This is a genomic window from Micromonospora sp. NPDC049679, from assembly GCF_040659735.1.
Lineage (GTDB): Bacteria > Actinomycetota > Actinomycetes > Mycobacteriales > Micromonosporaceae > Micromonospora_I.
Genome location: NZ_JBFANZ010000012.1, coordinates 68336 through 86453 on the forward strand (window position 1 = coordinate 68336; position 18118 = coordinate 86453).

The 18118-nt window shown below is 71.9% G+C and carries 16 protein-coding genes; 9 read left to right on the top strand and 7 right to left on the bottom strand.

Annotation, left to right across the window (positions count from 1 at the left end; translation table 11 throughout):
• Window positions 1–75 precede the first annotated feature (75 nt).
• Window positions 76–987: a serine hydrolase gene (locus AB0J06_RS10580; protein WP_357426915.1), complete on the top strand. Its 912-nt coding sequence runs from the start codon at window positions 76–78 to the stop codon at window positions 985–987.
• Here the strand turns inward: AB0J06_RS10580 and AB0J06_RS10585 are convergent.
• Window positions 956–1753, bottom strand: a complete 798-nt coding sequence (locus AB0J06_RS10585) for a tyrosine-protein phosphatase (protein ID WP_357427052.1) — start codon at window positions 1751–1753, stop codon at window positions 956–958. The two genes, AB0J06_RS10580 and AB0J06_RS10585, sit on opposite strands and share 32 nt — an antisense overlap.
• 44 nt (window positions 1754–1797) lie before the next feature.
• On the opposite strand from AB0J06_RS10585, the gene AB0J06_RS10590 reads away from it, so the two are divergent.
• On the top strand, window positions 1798–2871 hold the full coding sequence (locus AB0J06_RS10590) for a dipeptide epimerase (RefSeq protein ID WP_357426917.1): 1074 nt from the start codon (window positions 1798–1800) through the stop codon (window positions 2869–2871).
• Between the two features lie 79 nt (window positions 2872–2950).
• Entirely contained in the window at window positions 2951–3868 is a 918-nt protein-coding gene (locus AB0J06_RS10595; RefSeq protein ID WP_357426919.1) for a C40 family peptidase, read from the top strand.
• 53 nt (window positions 3869–3921) lie between these two features.
• Here the strand turns inward: AB0J06_RS10595 and AB0J06_RS10600 are convergent, their stop codons facing one another.
• From AB0J06_RS10600 to pnuC, 3 genes are all read right to left on the bottom strand, one after another.
• Window positions 3922–4917: a TerC family protein gene (locus AB0J06_RS10600; protein WP_357426921.1), complete on the bottom strand. Its 996-nt coding sequence runs from the start codon at window positions 4915–4917 to the stop codon at window positions 3922–3924.
• A gap of 309 nt (window positions 4918–5226) precedes the next feature.
• Entirely contained in the window at window positions 5227–6297 is a 1071-nt protein-coding gene (locus tag AB0J06_RS10605) for an AAA family ATPase (protein WP_357426923.1), read from the bottom strand.
• Window positions 6294–6947 carry a nicotinamide riboside transporter PnuC gene (gene pnuC / locus AB0J06_RS10610; protein WP_357426925.1) on the bottom strand — a complete coding sequence of 218 codons (654 nt, stop codon included), beginning with the start codon at window positions 6945–6947 and terminating at the stop codon, window positions 6294–6296. The genes AB0J06_RS10605 and pnuC overlap by 4 nt, the downstream gene beginning before the upstream one ends.
• An 86-nt stretch (window positions 6948–7033) precedes the next feature.
• Here pnuC and AB0J06_RS10615 point away from each other — a divergent pair, with 86 nt between their 5' ends.
• The gene (locus tag AB0J06_RS10615) at window positions 7034–7351 is read left to right on the top strand and encodes an antibiotic biosynthesis monooxygenase family protein (RefSeq protein WP_357426927.1); all 318 of its coding nucleotides are present in this window, start codon (window positions 7034–7036) and stop codon (window positions 7349–7351) included.
• Between the two features lie 15 nt (window positions 7352–7366).
• On the top strand, window positions 7367–8632 hold the full coding sequence (locus tag AB0J06_RS10620) for a glycosyltransferase (RefSeq protein ID WP_357426929.1): 1266 nt from the start codon (window positions 7367–7369) through the stop codon (window positions 8630–8632).
• Between the two features lie 333 nt (window positions 8633–8965).
• Here the strand turns inward: AB0J06_RS10620 and uvrB are convergent, their stop codons facing one another.
• Window positions 8966–11098, bottom strand: a complete 2133-nt coding sequence (uvrB, locus tag AB0J06_RS10625) for an excinuclease ABC subunit UvrB (RefSeq protein ID WP_357426931.1) — start codon at window positions 11096–11098, stop codon at window positions 8966–8968.
• Window positions 11099–11487: 389 nt separating this feature from the next.
• Between uvrB and AB0J06_RS10630 the strand changes: the two genes are divergently transcribed.
• Complete coding sequence (locus tag AB0J06_RS10630) at window positions 11488–13026, top strand: hypothetical protein (protein WP_357426933.1); 1539 nt, start codon at window positions 11488–11490, stop codon at window positions 13024–13026.
• A gap of 13 nt (window positions 13027–13039) precedes the next feature.
• Here AB0J06_RS10630 and coaE read toward each other — a convergent pair whose 3' ends face one another.
• Complete coding sequence (gene coaE, locus AB0J06_RS10635; RefSeq protein WP_357427054.1) at window positions 13040–14224, bottom strand: dephospho-CoA kinase; 1185 nt, start codon at window positions 14222–14224, stop codon at window positions 13040–13042.
• Window positions 14225–14449: 225 nt separating this feature from the next.
• The gene (rpsA, locus tag AB0J06_RS10640; protein ID WP_357426935.1) at window positions 14450–15940 is read right to left on the bottom strand and encodes a 30S ribosomal protein S1; all 1491 of its coding nucleotides are present in this window, start codon (window positions 15938–15940) and stop codon (window positions 14450–14452) included.
• 348 nt (window positions 15941–16288) lie between these two features.
• Between rpsA and AB0J06_RS10645 the strand changes: the two genes are divergently transcribed.
• The 3 genes from AB0J06_RS10645 to AB0J06_RS10655 all read left to right on the top strand — a co-directional run bounded on the left by AB0J06_RS10645 (window position 16289) and on the right by AB0J06_RS10655 (window position 18049).
• Window positions 16289–17122, top strand: coding sequence for a class I SAM-dependent methyltransferase (locus AB0J06_RS10645; protein ID WP_357426937.1), 834 nt, complete (start codon window positions 16289–16291; stop codon window positions 17120–17122).
• 9 nt (window positions 17123–17131) lie between these two features.
• Window positions 17132–17737 (top strand): Uma2 family endonuclease, encoded by a 606-nt coding sequence (locus AB0J06_RS10650; protein ID WP_357426939.1) that lies wholly within the window; start codon window positions 17132–17134, stop codon window positions 17735–17737.
• Between the two features lie 126 nt (window positions 17738–17863).
• Complete coding sequence (locus AB0J06_RS10655; protein WP_357426941.1) at window positions 17864–18049, top strand: hypothetical protein; 186 nt, start codon at window positions 17864–17866, stop codon at window positions 18047–18049.
• The last annotated feature ends 69 nt before the right edge of the window (window positions 18050–18118 follow it).

Consider the following 18118-nt stretch of genomic DNA (forward strand, 5'->3'; position numbering starts at 1 on the left):
TCGGGTGAGCATGCCCTTGACCGGCGCGAAAGGCCTTGATCCACGCGAAAGTCCTTGATCGCGTAGTCTCCGCGCATGACGTGGGAGAGCCTCGACGCGCGACTCGCCGCCACGCCGGGCACCGTCTCGGTCTACGTCGCCCGGCTCGGGCACGCCCCGGCGTACACCCGGCTGCCCGACGTGCCGCACTACGCCGCGAGCACGATGAAGATCGCCGTCCTCGCCGCGCTCCACCGCGCCGCCGAGGCCGGCACGCTCCACCTCGACACCCCGGTTCCGGTCCGCGACGTGTTCGACTCGGCGGCCCCCGACGCGCCCCGATTCGCCTGCCAGCAGAGCTACGACAACGACGACGCGGTCTGGGCGCGGGTCGGCGGCGAGGCGACGCTGCGATGGCTCGCCCAACGGATGATCATCAAGTCGAGCAACCTCGCCACCAACATCGTCCTCGGACACGTCGGCCTGCCCGCCGTCGCGCGGGTCTGGGACCTGGCGGGCGCCCGGCACAGCGTCACCGGACGCGGCATTGAGGACTTCGCCGCCCGCGACGGCGGCATCACCAACGAGGTCACGGCCGCGGATCTCGCCGCGCTGCTCGGCGCCATCGCCCACAGCGCGCGCCCGGCCGAGGCCGATCCGGGTCAGCGCGACCCGATCGCCGGCCCGCAGGCGTGCCGCGAGATGCTCGACGTCCTCTTCGCGCAGGAACACCGCGAGGACCTGGCCGCCGGGCTGCCCGACGGGACCCGCATCGCCCACAAGAACGGCTGGGTGCACGGGGTGCGCCACGGCGCCGGTGTGGTCTTCCCCGACGACGCTCCCCCGTACGCCGTGGTGGTCTGCACGACCACCGAGTTGGCCGACGGCAGGGCCGCCGAGGGCGGGCACGGCGATGACGAGGCCTGCCGGCTGATCGCCGCGGTGTCGGCCGCGGCGTGGGAACACCGGCAGCGGCTCACTCCAGCAGGTGCGCCCGCAGCGCCGTGATGATCCGGTCATCGAGCCCGAGACCCACTCGCAGGTAGCCGTCGAACGAGCCGTACACCCGCTCCACCTCCGCGTACGCCGCGTCCAGGTACTCCGCCCGCACCTCGAGCACCGGGCGGACCGCGTCGACGTCCAACTCGGCGTGCCGGCGCCGCATCGCCCGCAGGATCGCCTCCTGCGTCCCCGCGCTGAGGTCGTTGCTGCGCAGGTAGTCGGCGCGGATCGCCGCCTCGTCGACGCCGAGCGCGGTCAGCAGGATCACCGCCAGCCATCCCGTGCGGTCCTTGCCGGCGCTGCAGTGGAAGAGCAGTGGCAGGTGCGCCGGGTCGGCCGCGAGCCGCACAGCCCGGGCGAACCCGTCCCGCGCCCCGGCCCCGGTGACGAACCAGCGGTAGATGTCGGCCATCGCGCCCGACGTCCCCTCGGCCGCGAGCGCCGCGTACGCGCCGAGATCGTGGCCGGACAGCACCGCCGACAGATAGGTGAAGACCGGATGCTCCGCGTCGAGCACCGGCAGGTGGACCACCCGCGGATCGCCCGGCAGGCGGTCCGGAGCCCCCACCGAAATCTCCGACACGTCACGCAGATCCAGTACGCACGCCACACCGAGCTTGCCGAGTACGGCCACGTCGTCGTCGCCGAGCCGACCGAGCGCGCCGGTGCGGACCAACATCCCGGTACGCACCCGCCGACCGCCGGCACCGACCAGCCCACCCAGGTCGCGACTGTTCGGCGCGCCCACGAGAGTCCAACCCTGCTCCGCCATTCGCCCCTCCGAGGTGACGATCATCTGGGGATAGGGTGCCTCACATGACGATCGCGGAGGTACGCACCCACCGGCTCAGCGCACCCCTGCACACCCCGTTCGTCACCGCGCTGCGCCGGGCCACCACAGTGGAGACCCTGGTGGTGGAGATCATCGACACCGACGGGCGATCCGGGTTCGGCGAGGCGCCCCAGGTGTGGCAGGTGACCGGGGCGTCGATCGACGGGTCGGCGGCGTGCGTGCGCGAGTTGCTCGGTCCGCTGCTGACCGGCCGCGACCCGGATGATCTGGTGACCCGCTGTCGGGAGGTGCAGCGGGCGGTGGCCGGCAACGAGGCGGCGAAGGGCGCCGTCGACGTGGCGCTGCACGATCTGGCCGCGCGGCGGCTCGGCGTACCCCTGGTCCGGCTGCTCGGCGGCACGGCGCTGCGGGTGCCGACCGACGTGACCCTCTCCGCAGGGGACGCCGACGCGCTCGGCGCGGCGGCGCGCGAACGGGTCGGCGAGGGTTTCGCGATCCTGAAGGTGAAGGTCGGCACGGACGCCGCCGGCGATCTGGCGCGGGTGCAGGCGGTTCGCGACGCGGTCGGGCCGCGGGCACGGATCCGACTCGACGCCAACCAGGGCTGGACGCCGCGCGAGGCGGTCCGGGTGATCCGCGGCATCTCCGACGCCGGCCTCGACATCGAACTCGTCGAGCAGCCGGTGCCGCGCTGGGACCTGGACGGGCTCGCCTGGGTCAGCGACCGGGTGGACGTGCCGATCCTCGCCGACGAAGCGGTTTTCGGCGTACGTGACCTGGTCGAGGTGATCCGACGGCGCGCTGCCGACATGGTCAACGTCAAACTGGCCAAGTGCGGTGGCCTCGCCCCGGCACGCACGCTGCTCGGGCTGGCGGAGGCGCATGAGCTCGGCACCATCGTGGGCTCGATGATGGAGACGCAGATCGGGCTGGGCGCGGCGGCGAGCCTGGTCGCGGCGTACGGCACCACCGCGGTGAGTGACCTGGACGCGGCCTGGTGGCAGGCATCGTCGCCGGTGCGGGGCGGCATGCGGTACGAGGGCGGCGAGGTGGTGCTCCCCGACGCGCCGGGACTCGGCGTCACCGGACTCGGGTGACGACGCGTTGCGGACATTCGTTGACGTACACGATCGTTTCCAGCGGGTCGACTCACCCGCGGAAGGTGAGGGGTGGACCGTGGTTCTGCAGCCGGGCCGGGAGGCCCTTGTCCGGGTCGCGGTCGCGACCCTGTGGGCGCGCCCGGAGGCCGTCCGTCCGATCGACGCTCCCGCGCTCGCGCCGCTGACCGATCTCCCCGCCTGGGTTTCCGGCATGGACGCCGACCAGCAGGTCGGCGACGCCGTGCTCAGCCAGCTTCTGCTCGGCGAACGGGTGCTGGTCGAGGAGGTGCGCCCGGACGGTTGGGCGCGCATCGTGGCGGTCGAGCAGCCCGCGGCGAAGCTCGACCCCCGCGGCTACCCGGGTTGGCTGCTCGCCACCCAGCTGGCGCCCGCGCCGGATCCGACCTCGAAAGACGGAAGCCTGGTGGTCGACGCGACGGTCACCGCTCTGCGTTCCGCGCCGGACGGCGACGTGGTGCTTCCCGGTGTCATTCTCGGCACCCGGCTCACCCCGGACGGGCCGGCGCAGCAACGATGGCGACCGGCGCGGGTGCCCGGGCATCCTGTCCCGCTCTGGGCGCCGACGGAGGACCTGGCGCCGCTACCGGACCGCCCGCCGACGGCCGCCGAGGTCCTCGCGGTCGCCTCCCGGCTGCGCGATGTGATCTACGTCTGGGGCGGCGTCTCCGCGTACGGGATCGACTGCTCGGGCCTGGTCCACCTGGCCTGGCGCCGCTTCGGCGTGCGGTTGCCACGCGACGCCGACGACCAGGCGCGGGCGACGACCCCGCTGGCGCTGGGTGACGAGCGCCCGGGCGATCTCTACTTCTTCGCCCGCCCCGGGAAGAACATCCACCACATCGGGATCGTGACCGCCGAGCCGGACGCGGACGGGCGGCGGATGCTGCACGCCTGCTACACGAGGCGTCGGGTGGTGGAAGAGCGGCTGCCGGAGGACCGCACGGCGACCCTGGTCGGCGCGCACCGCGTCTGACAGCGCAGGGGCCCCGCATCGCGGGGCCCCTGCATCGTGCTGTGGCGATCAGCTCACGCGTCGATCAGCGCGCGCTTCTTGTCCTTGCTCGACTTGATCAGGCTGGCGACCGTGGCCGTGCCGAGCGCCCCGATGATCACGGCGAGCGAGAGCCAGATCGGCACGTGCGGCGCCCACGGGATCGGCTCGCCACCGTTGAGGAACGGCAGGTTGTTGTCGGCGAGGGCTTCCAGCACCAGCTTGACGCCGATGAAGCCGAGTACGGCGGCGAGGCCGATGTTGAGGTAGACCAGTCGGTCGAGGAGGCCGCCGAGCAGGAAGTAGAGCTGGCGGAGCCCCATCAGGGCGAAGACGTTGGCGGTGAAGACCAGGTAGGGCTCCTGGGTGATGCCGAAGATCGCCGGGATGGAGTCGAGCGCGAAGATCAGGTCGGTCGTGCCGATCGCGATCATCACGATGAGCATCGGGGTGAAGAGGCGCCGTCCGGCCGCGTCGGTGGTGGTGATCCGCGCGCCGTCGTAGCTCTTCGACAGCGGCAGGGCGCGGCGGCTCCACCGGATCAGCATGTTTTCCGAGAAGTCATCCGCGTCCGGCTCGCCCTGCTTCAGGAAGTTGATCGCGGTGTAGACAAGGAAGGCGCCGAAGATGTAGAAGACCCACGAGAACTGGGAGATGAGCGCGGCGCCGGCGGCGATGAAACCGCCGCGCATGATCAGCGCCAGCACGATGCCGATGAGCAGCACCTTCTGCTGGTACTGCCGGGGCACCGCGAAGCGGCCCATGATGATCACGAAGACGAAGAGGTTGTCGACCGAGAGGCTGTATTCGGTGAGCCAGCCGGTGTAGAACTCGCCGGCGCGCACGGCTCCGGAGGTGACCCAGATCCCGACACCGAACAGCAGCGCGAGCCCGACGTAGAAAACGACCCAGAGGCCCGATTCGCGCATGCTCGGCTCGTGGGGCCGGCGGCCGATGATCAACAGGTCGACGGCGAGCACTGCGGTCAGCGCGACCAGAGTCGCGATCCACACCCAGGTAGACACGTTCAAGCTTAACCTCCGGCAGACACGCGACACCGCCGAGCGGGCCCGCCCGCGGAAGGACGTGCCTCGATGACGATGTGCATTGGGGTGACTGTCGGAGGTCTCTTCCGCCACCGACCCGCCGGCCGCTCAGGGCCGATGGTGCGGTGACCGACGGCGCCGGGTCGAGACCGGCGAACCGGCCGACGACCGTGCTGACGACGCAGTCGCGGGGGAATACTCCCCTCCTTCACCGCCATTCTCCCTCAGTCCCGCAGGAAAGCGCGAATCGACTCCCCTGCGATCTTTGTGCCGCTGCACACCCCGTACGGCGTCCTAGGAGGCTGGGCTGAAAGGAATGATCGGCTCCGCCAGCGCCCATCCCCCGGCGAGCAGGTCGTCGCAGGCCGCCACCGCCCTGCGCAGCCGCTCCTCGTGCCCGCCGCGCAACTCCAGCACCGGCACCCCGGACGCCGCCAGCACCTCACGGAACCGCCCGGTCATCCACGCCCGCAGGTGCTCTCCGTCGCGCAGCCCGTCGTCGGCGAACGGCACGTCTCCGTGATCGGTCAGCAGGTAGAGATCGGGCTGCCGGGCCGCCCCGCGAACCGCGGCCGACGCGGAGCCCAGGTAGCGCTCCTCCCACAACGCCGTCGCCCGCGCATCCGTGTCGCAGAAGAGCAGCGGCCCGCTGCGCCGCGCGGCCGCGTCCTCGGCCGCCTGCTGCTCCCGCACCACCTCGGCGAAGTCGGCCCGGTCCCAGCGCACGTCGAAGACCGTCGCCGCCGGCTCCACCGCGCGCAGCTCCGCCAGCTTGCGCGCGGTCAACTCGCGGCCGTACTCCGGCACCCACACCGTCCGGTAGTGCGCCGCGAGCGCCCCGGCCATCGTCGTGGTCCCCGTGGACTCCGCGCCGACCACCACCACCCGGCGGACGAACCAGGCCCGCACCGGCGCGCTGAGCCACCGCCAGGCCGCGACCGGGTCCGCCCGCACCGCGGTGCCGGAAACCGGCACGGCCACCCGATCAGGATCAACACACACGGGTACGGCCGAGAAGCGACGCGCCAGCTCCTCGCCGTACGCCTCCGACGTGAACACCGCGTCGACCCGTGCGTCGCCCGCGGCCGCCCGGAACAACGCGCAGTGCGCGTCCCACACCGCCGGGTCGGCGTAGTCGACCGGATGGTCGTCGTAGACCCCGACGACCGTGACGTGCGGGCTGCCGCCGTGCACCTCGCGCATCCAGGACACCCGCAGCTCCAGCGGGATCGACTCGCGGCGTGACGGCGCCACGACCACGGTGACCCGGTCACAGCGTGCCGCCGCGGCATCGATCAGCGCGTGGTGCCCCGCGTGCGGCGGGTAGAACTTCCCCACCACCAGCCCGTGGCCGAACCGGCTCATGCGTTGACCGGCGCCGGTCCAGCCGCGGCCGGCCGCGCGTCGGCGACCCGGCCCAGGTCGGCCCGCCAGGCCCGCAGCCCCAGCACGCAGAGCGCCAGGAAGACCACGTAGAGGCCGGCGGTCAGGTAGAGCCCCTTGTAGGCGTAGAGCGGGATGTAGATCAGATCTGCCGTGATCCAGATCCACCAGCTCTCCACCCGCTTGCGCGTCTGCCCGTACGTGGCCAGCAGCGACAGCGCGGTGGTCAGGGTGTCCGCCAACGGGACGGTGGAGTCGGTCACCCGGGTGAGCAGCACCCAGAGCGCCGCGGTGAGCAGCATGCCCGCGACGGTCAGGCCGACCCACTCCCCCCGGCTCGTACGGCTCACCGTCAGCCGGCTCCGCTCCGCGCCGCCGAAGAGCCAGTGCCACCATCCGTACAGGCCGAGCGCGACGTAGACCAGCTGCAGCCCCGCGTCGGCGTAGAGCCCCGCGGTCCAGAACAGCAGCATCAGCAGCAGCACGTTGGCGATCCCGGTGGGCCAGTTCCAGACCTGCTGACGGGCGACGAGCCAGACGTTGACCACGCCGGTGACAAATCCCAGTACCTCCCCCCAGCTCGTCGGCGTGCCGGCCACCGTGAACGCCGCACTGGTCAACCACTCGATCACTGCCCCGCTCCCCTCCCCTAGATCATCTGGCGGCTAACGGTAACCCCGGTCTGTCCACGGCTGGCGCGCCGTGCGAGGCTGCCGGAATGGTGCTTGAGGTTGCGCTGATCGACGTGGTCGCCGGTCAGGAAGACGATTTCGCGGTGGCGTACGCGAAGGGGCATGAGGTGCTCGCCGGCACTCCGGGATGCCGATCGGTGCGGATGACCCGCGGCATCGAGTCGCCGTCACGGTTCGTGCTGCTCGTCGAGTGGGACTCGATCGCCGCCCATGAGGAGAACTTCCGGGCCACGGAACGCTTCACCACGTGGCGTTCCCTGATCGGCCCCTACTTCGCCGGCGCGCCGCGGGTCGAGCACTTCACCGACGTCGCCCCCGACCCGGTTCCGCCAGCCACGCGGTAGCCGCGCGGAGGTGGCATGCGGCTCCTGATCGTCACCGCCGGATCGCGGGGAGATGTCGCGCCGTACACCGGGCTCGGCGTACGGCTGCGCGCGGCCGGCCACGACGTCACGCTCGCCGCCCACGAGTCCTTCGCGAAGATGATCACCGGCGTCGGGTTGGGGTTCCGACCGATGCCCGGCGACCTACGCGCCCTGCAACACACGGCCAGCGGGCAACGGCTGCACCGTGCGGGGCCGACGGCACGGGGACTGATCGAATTCGTCCGGCTCGGGCATCGCCTCATCGACGAACTCGGTGACGGCATCGCGGCGGCCGCCGAACCCGGCGCGGACGCCCTGCTGCTCTCCGCGACCACGGCGCCGCTGGGCTACTCCGTGGCCGAGCGCCACCGCATCCCGACCCTGGGGGTCTTCCTGCAGCCGATCCACCCCACCGGGGCCTTTCCACCGGTCATGATCGCCCGCTCGCTCGGGGGGTGGGGCAACCGGACCGCGGGGCGGCTGCAGTTGGGCGTCGCCCGCACCATCTATGCCGCGCCCTCCCGCCGGCTGCGCGCGCGGTTGGGGCTGCCACCGACCTCCCTCGCCGCCCTGGAACGGCGCTCCGAGGCCGCGCACCACCCCATTCTGCACGGCTTCAGCCCGACGGTCGTTCCGCGCCCCACCGACTGGCACCCTGGGCTGGACGTGGTGGGCTACTGGTGGCCGGCGACCCTCTCCGGCTGGGCCCCGCCGCCGCGGTTGGTTGATTTCATCGCCGCCGGGCCGCCCCCGGTCCTCGTCGGCTTCGGCAGCATGGCCAGCGAGCGCGACGGGCTCAGCGAGCTGATCGTTCGCGCGCTGCACCGCGCCGGCGTACGGGGCCTCATCCAGTCGGGCTGGGCCGGAATCTCGGGAGCCAGCGCCGGCAGCGACACGATCATGACCATCGGCGACGTGCCACACGAGTGGCTTCTCCCGCAGTTGGCGGCCGTGGTCCACCACGCCGGCGGCGGGACGACCGCCGCAGGGCTCCGCGCCGGCCTGCCCGCGGTGCCGGTCCCGATGCTCGCCGACCAGCCCTTCTGGGCGGCGCGGCTCGCCGCGCTCGGCGTGGCCGCGGACACCATCCCCGCCAAGCAACTCAGTGTGGACCGGCTCGCCGCCGCGATCCGCGCCGCCGTGTCGCAGCCGGCCTACGCCGAGCGGGCCCGCGCCCTCGCGGCGACGCTGGCCGCCGAGGACGGGGCGGGCGCGGTCGTCCGGGCCGTCGAGCGCGTCGCGCGATCGCGCGGAGGGTGACTGGTCGGTGAGAGCGGAGCCGGACGGTCCATGGCGTGGAGGACCATCCGCCGTCCGCCGTCCGCCGTCCGCATGCGCCGCAACGCCTGGACCACGAGTGCGGTGCGGATTGCGCGGCGTACCCGGCGGTTTGCTGCGGACGCACTGCGGCCACCGCGACCGGGCCTCCGTCGGCGTGTGCCGCCCCGACCGACCGCGCCCTCGGCGGCGTAGCGGCGCCGGAGGAACGTCTCCGCCGTGGCCATCGGCAGCCCACGGTCGACCGCGAGGCAGCGGGCAGCTCAGGCCGGGGCCGTGGGAGCGGCCCATCGTAGTTCCGTGGCGCGACGGCGGTCAGCGGACCCCGGCGACATCCATCGCGCGCAGTTCCTTCTTCAGCTCCTGCACCTCGTCACGGATCCGCGCCGCGAGCTCGAACTGCAGCTCGCGGGCCGCCCCCAACATCTGGTCGTTGAGCTCCTGGATGAGCTGGGCCAGGTCGGCCCGCGCCATCCCCGCCCGCGATGGTGTCGCCGCGGCCTTACCGCGGCTGCGGGTCTCCGGCACCGGCGCCTTGCCCCGCGAGATCTGCCGGCCCGCCCCGCCGACGATGGCGCCCCCGGCTCCGTGGCCGGCCAGCGCCCCCTCGGTGTCCTCGGACTCACGGTAGATGTCGTCGAGAATGTCGTGGATCTTCTTGCGGAGCGGCTGCGGCGAGAGGCCGTTGGCCTCGTTGTGCGCGACCTGCTTGGCCCGCCGTCGGTTGGTCTCGTCGATCGCGTCCGCCATCGACGGCGTCATCTTGTCGGCGTACATGTGCACCTGGCCGGAGACGTTGCGCGCCGCCCGGCCGATGGTCTGGATCAGCGACCGGCCGCTGCGCAGGAAGCCCTCCTTGTCGGCGTCGAGAATGGCCACCAGCGACACCTCGGGCAGGTCGAGCCCCTCCCGCAGCAGGTTGATGCCGACCAGGACGTCGTAGTCGCCCTTCCGCAGCTCACTCAGCAGCTCGACGCGGCGCAACGTGTCGACCTCGGAGTGCAGGTAGCGGACCCGGATGCCGTGCTCCAGCAGGTAGTCGGTCAGGTCCTCGGACATCTTCTTGGTCAGCGTGGTGACCAGGACCCGCTCGTCGCGCTCGGTGCGCAGCTTGATCTCGTGCATCAGGTCGTCGATCTGGCCCTTGGTGGGCTTGACGATGACCTCGGGGTCGATCAGCCCGGTCGGTCGGATGACCTGCTCGACCACCTCGCCGGCCGCCTGCTCCAGCTCCCATGTGCCGGGCGTCGCGGAGAGGAACACCATCTGACCGACCCGCTCCAGGAACTCGTCGAAGCGCAGCGGGCGGTTGTCCTGCGCGCTCGGCAGCCGGAAACCGTGGTCGATCAGCATCCGCTTGCGCGAGGCGTCGCCCTCGTACATGCCACCGATCTGCGGAATGCTCACGTGGGACTCGTCGATGACCGTGATGTAGTCGTCGGGGAAGTAGTCGAGCAGGCAGTGCGGCGGGCTGCCGAAGTCGCGGCCGTCGATGTGCATCGAGTAGTTTTCGATGCCCGAGCAGAACCCCACCTGCCGCATCATCTCGATGTCGTAGGTGGTACGCATCCGCAGCCGCTGCGCCTCCAGCAGCTTGCCCTGCCGATCCAGCTCGGCGAGCCGGTCCGCCAGCTCCGCCTCGATGTCGCGGATCGCCCGCTCCATCCGCTCGGGGCCCGCCGCGTAGTGCGTGGCGGGGAAGATGAGCAGCTGGTCGACCTCCTTGATGATGTCGCCGGTGAGCGGGTGCAGGTAGTAGAGGCGCTCGATCTCGTCACCGAAGAACTCGATCCGGACCGCCAGCTCCTCGTAGGCCGGGATGATTTCCAGGGTGTCGCCGCGCACCCGGAACGTGCCCCGGTTGAAGGCCAGATCGTTGCGCGCGTACTGGATCTCCACCAGGCGGCGCAGCAGCTTGTCGCGCTCGATCTCCTGACCGACCTTGACCTTCGCCGCCCGGTCCAGGTATTCCTGCGGGGTGCCGAGACCGTAGATCGCCGACACCGTCGCGACGACCACGACGTCGCGGCGGGTGAGCAGCGACACCGTCGCGGAGTGGCGCAGCCGCTCCACCTCCTCGTTGATGGAGGAGTCCTTTTCGATGTAGGTGTCGGTCTGCGGAATGTAGGCCTCGGGCTGGTAGTAGTCGTAGTAGGAGACGAAGTATTCGACCGCGTTGTGCGGCATCAGCTCGCGGAACTCCTTGGCGAGCTGGGCGCAGAGAGTCTTGTTGGGGGCCAGCACGAGGGTGGGGCGCTGCAGCCGCTCGATGAGCCACGCCGTCGTCGCGCTCTTGCCGGTGCCGGTCGCGCCGAGCAGCACGTTGTGCCGCTCGCCGCGACGGACCCGTCGCTCAAGCTCGGTGATGGCCGCGGGCTGGTCGCCCGCGGGCTGGTAGTCACTGACAACCTGGAAGCGGCCGTCGAGTCGCGGAATGTCAAGCGCCATGCCAACAAAGTTACGCCGACCCTGTGACAACCTGGCGCGGACGACGATCCGTGCACGATCAGCTTCGATATGGCCATTGTGTGCTGGAGATCACCGGACTACCGTGCTAGAGGTAGGCCGCTCGCGGCGGCCGACCGGGTTAACGATCGGGCCTCCACACCGGCTGGTCGACCCGGACGCTGTGGTTGCTGCCCCGGCACCTCGCTGGCGTGCGCACCAGACGCGGTCGCGCAGAGGCGCAGATCGGTCGCCGCGAGCGCCCCTGAGGCCACTCCGTTACCTCCCGGTTGATCCCGCAAACGTCACCTTCGACCGATAAAAGCGTTCAACTACGCGTGACGTCCTCGCCCCCGGGCGCAAAGCCGCCGCACGCCGACCGCCGTCGACCGGTGGCTCTCGCCACGCTCCTGTGCCTCGCCGCCGGCGCCGCCGTCGGCCTCGCCGGTGGCCTGCGCTCGTGTGCGCCGACCGCCACACCGGTCGACCAGACCCGCCCGCTCTCCACCGCCGAAGCCCAGCGGCTGGCCACCATGCGGGTGCACAACTACCGCGACGCCCGCGCCGGCCTGCGGGCCACGCTCGGACGGCCCGGCAGTGAGCTCCGCCTCACCGGGTGGGTCGACTGGGGCCGTACCCTGGCCTATTTCGCGGTGAGCGGGCCGGGGGCGCAACAGCAGTACGGCCTACTGCAGGCCGTACCGGGGGTGATCGCGACCCGCGCGGCCGCCCCGACGCCGCAGGCGGGCGCCGCGACCCCGCAGGCTGCGGGCCCCGCCCCCGCGACGCCGCCGCCGGCGCCGCCACGGGACGCGTGGCGGGTACGCCCGGCGAGCGCCGGCACCCCGCACCCCGGCCCGCTCGACTCGTTCATCGCGCTTCTCTTCGCCATCGCCCATACCCGCCCCGACCCGGTAGACCTGCTCGCCCGGAGCGACGCCCGATGGCTCGGGCGGGAACGGACCGGCGGAGCGGCGGTCGATGTGCTGCTGGGGCCCGCGGTTCCGCCCCAGGCAGCACCCGCCACGCCGGCCGGGCCGGGCCGGCAGGCCGCGCCACCGAGCACCGGGACGCCGGCCCACCGCACTCCCGGCCCGACGCCCCCCACCTCCCTCGCGGCGATGGGCGGCGCGGTCCGCTACTGGCTCGACGGGGACGCCCGGCTGCACCGGCTCGAGGCCCTGCTCGCCGACGACATCCCCGTAACGGCGGATTTTGATCGGACGCAGCGCCCGACGCTCACCGCGATCGCCGCCCTCGGCGGACGTCCGGTGACCCCGCGCGCGGTGACCACCGCCGAGGCACGACTCCTGGCCCGCATGCGGCAACGCAACCTCGGCAACGGCGGGGCGCGGGTCGCCCTCGCCGTGCCGACGGTGCCCGACGCCAACCTGCGCGGCACCGGATGGGTCGACTGGCGCGAGCCCACGCTCTACCTCCGGCTGCGCGACCTCGACCGCCCTGCTGAACCGGCGCTGTTGCGCGCGGCCCAGGCCGGCGTGGCGCTCCGCCCGGCGCCGCAGAAGGCACCTACAGGCAACGACGCCATGCCTCCACTTCCCCCACCGGCCGGCGGCTGGACCGTCGTGCCGTGGGAACGGCGCGGCGACGCGCGCGGCGGACTCGACCTCGACCTGCTGGTCAACGAGGCGGTGTCGATGGGAAGCCCGAGTCCGGACGACGCGCAGGCGCTGCGCCGCTCCGCGGCGTGGCTGCGGTCCGACCGCATCGGCTCGACCAGCGTCGCCGTCTTCGAGATCCCGAAGCCGGCCGAAAAAGGGGGTGCGCGTGGGAGCGCACGGCTGCGCTACTGGGTCGACCGTTCCGGGCTGCTACGCCGGCTGGAGCTGCGCACCCGCACCGGCGCCTTCGCGCAGCTCGATCTGACCCCCGCGGAGGTGCCCCGGCTCCGCGCGCTCCCCGCGCCCTGAATGGCGGTGCCGCCTACGGCTGCCAGCCGGTGCTCGCCGCCCAGCGTTCCGCCCGCCCGAACACCTCGTCGAACCATGGTTCCTTCGCGGCCGCGTACGACTCCGCCGAGCCGCCCGCCGCGGCGAGTTCGCGCTTGAGCGCCAGGTATCCCGACCGGGCGCCCTCCTCGGCGCGCAGGTAGTCGCGGAGCAGCAGGGCGTACCGCCACCCGGGCGAGCCGACCACGCGCACGTGCAGGTGGGCCGGTCGGGCGGGGTCCGCGCTGCCGTGCAGCCGCTTCCCCCACGCCGCCGGGTCGGACGCCGACGGCTTCGGCGCGTCCCACCAGTCGCCGGGGCAGGGCGGGAAGCCGGCATCGGCGAGCCGGTCGGCCAACGCGTCCGCCTCGTCCAGCGATTCGACGGTGAGTTGAAGGTCGATGACGTCCTTGGCGGGCAGTCCCGCCACGGCGGTCGAGCCGATGTGGTCGACCCGCCGCGAACCGCCGAGCGCGTGCCGGATCCGGTCGGCGAGCCGGACGAACTCCTGCGGCCAGGTCGGGTCCGAGTCGGCGAGCACCACCAGCGGCGCGCGGCGGGCGGGCCGCCGCGCGCGCAGATTCCGCTCGTACGGGACCAGCCGCTCGTGCCACACCGCGTCGACGGCGGCTTCCAGCTCCGCGAGGGGCCCGTCGTTGCGCAACAGCACGTCCGCGACCGCCCGCCGCTGCGCGTCCCCGGTCTGCGCCTGGATGCGGGCGTACGCCTGTTCCTCGGTCATGCCCCGGTCACCGACGAGCCGGCTGATCCGGATGTCCTGGGCGGCCTCCACCACGATGACCAGGTGATAGCTGGGCGCGAGCCCCACCTCGACGAGGAGCGGCACGTCGTTCACGACGATCGCGTCGGGGCCGGCCGCGGCGGCGAGCTGCTCGGTGCGGGCCCGGACCCGGGGATGGGTGATGGCTTCGAGCCGGCGGCGGGCGGGGTCGTCCCCGAACACCACCGCCGCCAGGGCGGGCCGGTCCAGCGTGCCGTCGGGGGCGAGCACGCCCGGCCCGAAGGCCGCGACGATCTCGCGGAGCCCGTCGCTGCCCGGCGCCACCACCTCGCGGGCGATGCGGTCGGAGTCGACGATCACGGCACCGTTGGCGGCGAACCGCGCGGCCACCGCGCTCTTGCCGGCTCCGATCCCGCCGGTGAGTCCCACCATGAGCATCCGGACAGTCAACCGGATCGCGCGACGCGCCACCGTCGCGGGGTCGATGTTCACCCCCGGCAGACCGGCTTTGCCGCCGCGCTCGCATGATCGCCGTGACCGGGGAGGTGATGACCGGACACGCCGGGGCAATCCCTGATCGCTCGGGTCGCGGGACGGAAAATGGCGGAGGCCCCGCCCGCGACGTGTGTCGCGGGCGGGGCCTCCGCCGTTGTGCGGGCTAGCTCAGCTCTTGCCGCCGGCGAGCTTCTCGCGCAGAGCGGCGAGCGCCTCGTCGGTAGCCAGGGTGCCGGCGGGCTCCTCGGCCTGACGGGCCGGGGCCGGGGTCGACGACGAGGTCGCACCGGCGCTGGGCGCGGGCGGGTTGGCCGCCGCGTCCGCGTCGGCCTCGCGAGCCGTCTGCACCTGCTTGGTGTGGGCCTCCCAGCGGGTACGCGCCTCGGCGTACTGGGTCTCCCACGTCTCGCGCTGCTTGTCGAAGCCCTCGAGCCACTCCCCGGTCTCCGGGTCGAAGCCCTCGGGGTAGATGTAGTTGCCCTCGGGGTCGTAGGTCGCAGCCATGCCGTAGAGGGTCGGGTCGAAGTGCTCCTCGCCCTCGACGAAGCCCTCGTTGGCCTGCTTCAGCGACAGCGAGATCCGACGACGCTCCAGGTCGATGTCGATGACCTTGACCATGACGTCCGAGCCCACCTGGACGACCTGCTCCGGGAGCTCGACGTGCCGCTCGGCCAGCTCGGAGATGTGCACCAGGCCCTCGATGCCGTCGTCGACGCGGACGAACGCACCGAACGGAACGAGCTTGGTGACCTTACCCGGGACGATCTGCGCGATCGCGTGCGTCCGGGCGAACTGACGCCACGGGTCCTCCTGCGTCGCCTTCAGCGACAGCGAGACCCGCTCGCGGTCCAGGTCGACGTCCAGGACCTCGACCTCGACCTCCTGGCCGACCTCGACGACCTCGGACGGGTGGTCGATGTGCTTCCAGGAGAGCTCGGAGACGTGCACGAGGCCGTCCACGCCGCCCAGGTCGACGAACGCGCCGAAGTTGACGATCGAGGACACGACGCCCTTGCGGACCTGGCCCTTCTGCAGCTTGTTGAGGAACTCGGTGCGAACCTCGGACTGCGTCTGCTCCAGCCAGGCACGGCGGGACAGGACCACGTTGTTGCGGTTCTTGTCCAGCTCGATGATCTTGGCTTCGAGCTCGCGGCCGACGTACGGCTGCAGGTCGCGCACGCGGCGCATCTCGACCAGGGACGCGGGCAGGAAGCCCCGCAGCCCGATGTCGAGGATGAGGCCACCCTTGACCACCTCGATGACGGAGCCACGGACGACGCCGTCCTCCTCCTTGATCTTCTCGATCGTGCCCCACGCGCGCTCGTACTGCGCCCGCTTCTTCGAGAGGATCAGACGCCCCTCCTTGTCCTCCTTCGTGAGGACCAGGGCTTCAATGTGGTCACCGACCGACACCACCTCGGCGGGGTCCACGTCGTGCTTGATCGACAACTCGCGCGAGGGGATGACGCCCTCGGTCTTGTAGCCGATGTCGAGCAGGACCTCGTCCCGATCGACCTTGACGACGGTGCCTTCGACAATGTCGCCGTCATTGAAGTACTTGATGGTCTCGTCGATCGCGGCGAGGAAAGCTTCCTCGGAACCGATATCGTCGATGGTGACCCTGGGGGCGCTCGAGGTGGCCTCGATGCTGCTCGTCATGTGGGCGGTTGCTCCGGATCGGATGGGTGTCACAGCTGGCTTGGGTGTCGTCGCAGTGACCTGTTTGCGCCAGCGGATCTGTCGCCGGGCCCAGCACGTGAATCACCGAAGGAATCTTGTGCTGTGTCCGTCGACCGCGGACCTGCTCCCTGCCGAGGCACACGATCCGCGAGCGCATCGACTAGCTTACCGTGCGCATTACCACAGCGTGCAAGGCCTCCCAGCTTGTCACGGAAGAGCGTTTCCAGATCGCAGGAAAACGCCCTGACTGGGCGGTATGACTGTCGCCGGCATCACACTCCACGGCCGCGCGCGGGCACCCCGCACCCCGGCCGTAGCGTGCTCGTCGTGAGTGACGACGGAGCGCAGCGCGCCGACGGACCGGGCGTGGAGCGGCGGGAGGTGAGCGACGCGCAGAGCCGCGTCGCGAGCCGGCGCTGGTGGGACCAGGACGCGGACGACTACCAGGCCGAACACGGTTCCTTCCTGGGCGAGGTCGACTTCGTGTGGTGCCCGGAGGGGCTCCGCGAGGCCGACGTCCGACTCCTGGGCGACGTGCGGGGGCAACGGGTGCTGGAGCTGGGGTGCGGGGCCGCGGCGGCCGCGCGGTGGCTGGCCCGCGAGGGTGCCGCCGTGGTCGCGCTGGATCTCTCCGCCGGCATGTTGCGGCACGCCGCCACGGCGGCACAGGCCTCCGGCGTACGGGTGCCGCTGGTCCAGGCCGACGCCCTCACCCTCCCCTTCCCCGACGCGGCGTTCGACACCGTCTGCACGGCTTTCGGCGCGGTGCCGTTCGTGTCCGATTCGGCGGCCGTGATGCGCGAGGTGTTCCGGGTGCTGCGCCCCGGCGGACGGTGGGTCTTCTCGGTCACGCACCCGATGCGCTGGATCTTCCTCGACGACCCGGGCGAGGGAGGCCTGGTCGCCGTGCACTCGTACTTCGACCGCCGGCCCTACGTCGAGTACGACGCCCACGGCGTCCCCACCTACGTGGAGCAGCACCGGACGCTCGGCGACCGGATCCGGGAGATCGTGGGAGCCGGCTTCACGCTGCGCGACGTGATCGAGCCGGAGTGGCCGGAGGGACACGACCAGATCTGGGGGCAGTGGAGCCCGCTGCGCGGCCGGCTCTTCCCCGGCACGGCGATTTTCGTGGCCGACAAACCGGATCGGGATGCGTAGGCTGACCGGGTGAGCGCCGAACCGATCGCTGACGAACTGCCCGCGCCGTGGCAGCCGGACCCCGTGCGGCAGCGGCTCGCCGACTACACCCTCGAAGACCTGCTCAACCTCCCCCCGGACGCCCCCCGCGTCGAGCTTGTCGACGGAGTCATCCACGTGGTCCCCTCCCCCACCGAAGACCATCAGGACATCACCGGTCTGCTCTGGTCGTGGCTGCGCACCCACGCGCCCCGCGAATACAAGGCCGTCATGGCGGTCGGCGTCGCGGTCACCGCGCGGGACACCCGCGAGCCCGACGTCCTGTTGCGGCACGCCGGCGGCGAGACGAGCCGGCACTTCTTCACCCCCGAGCAGGTGGTGCTCGCCGTCGAGGTGGTCTCGACCAGCACCCGGCGAACGGACCGGCTGATCAAGCCCGTCGAGTACGCCGCCGCCGGCATCCCGTTCTACTGGCGCGTCGAGCAGGACCCGGTGCACGTCTTCGCCTACCGGCTCTCGGCGCAGCCGGGTCTGAGCGGGCGGCGCGAGTACGAGTTGGTCGCCGAGAGCGCGCAGCTGCTGGAGTTGCCGCAGCCTTTTCCGCTCGCACTGCCGATCGCGGAGATCACCCCGTAGGCGCCACCGCACTCCGCCACACTCCGTGACGACCACCCGGCAAATCCGTAATGGATCCGTGGTTGGTGCCATCCGGCCCGGGTATTCGATGGGCGAAGGCAGGTAGTCATCACGGAGGAGGGCACAGTGACTGACAGGAACGCTCGTTCGGTGCGGACCGGTGAAGTTCAGCAGCGCGCCCGTGAGGCCGGGATCCAGGACGTCGAGGCGAAGAACAAGCGGCAACTCCTGGACGAGATGAGTGCCCGGCAGGGCGCTGGAGCCAGCCGTGGTGGTGGCCGTGGTGGTGGCGGTGGCGGGCGCCGCCGATAACGCCGAGTGATGCGGTGGCCGGCCGGCGCCGCGTGGACAGCGGACCATCAGACCGGCCACGAACCACAG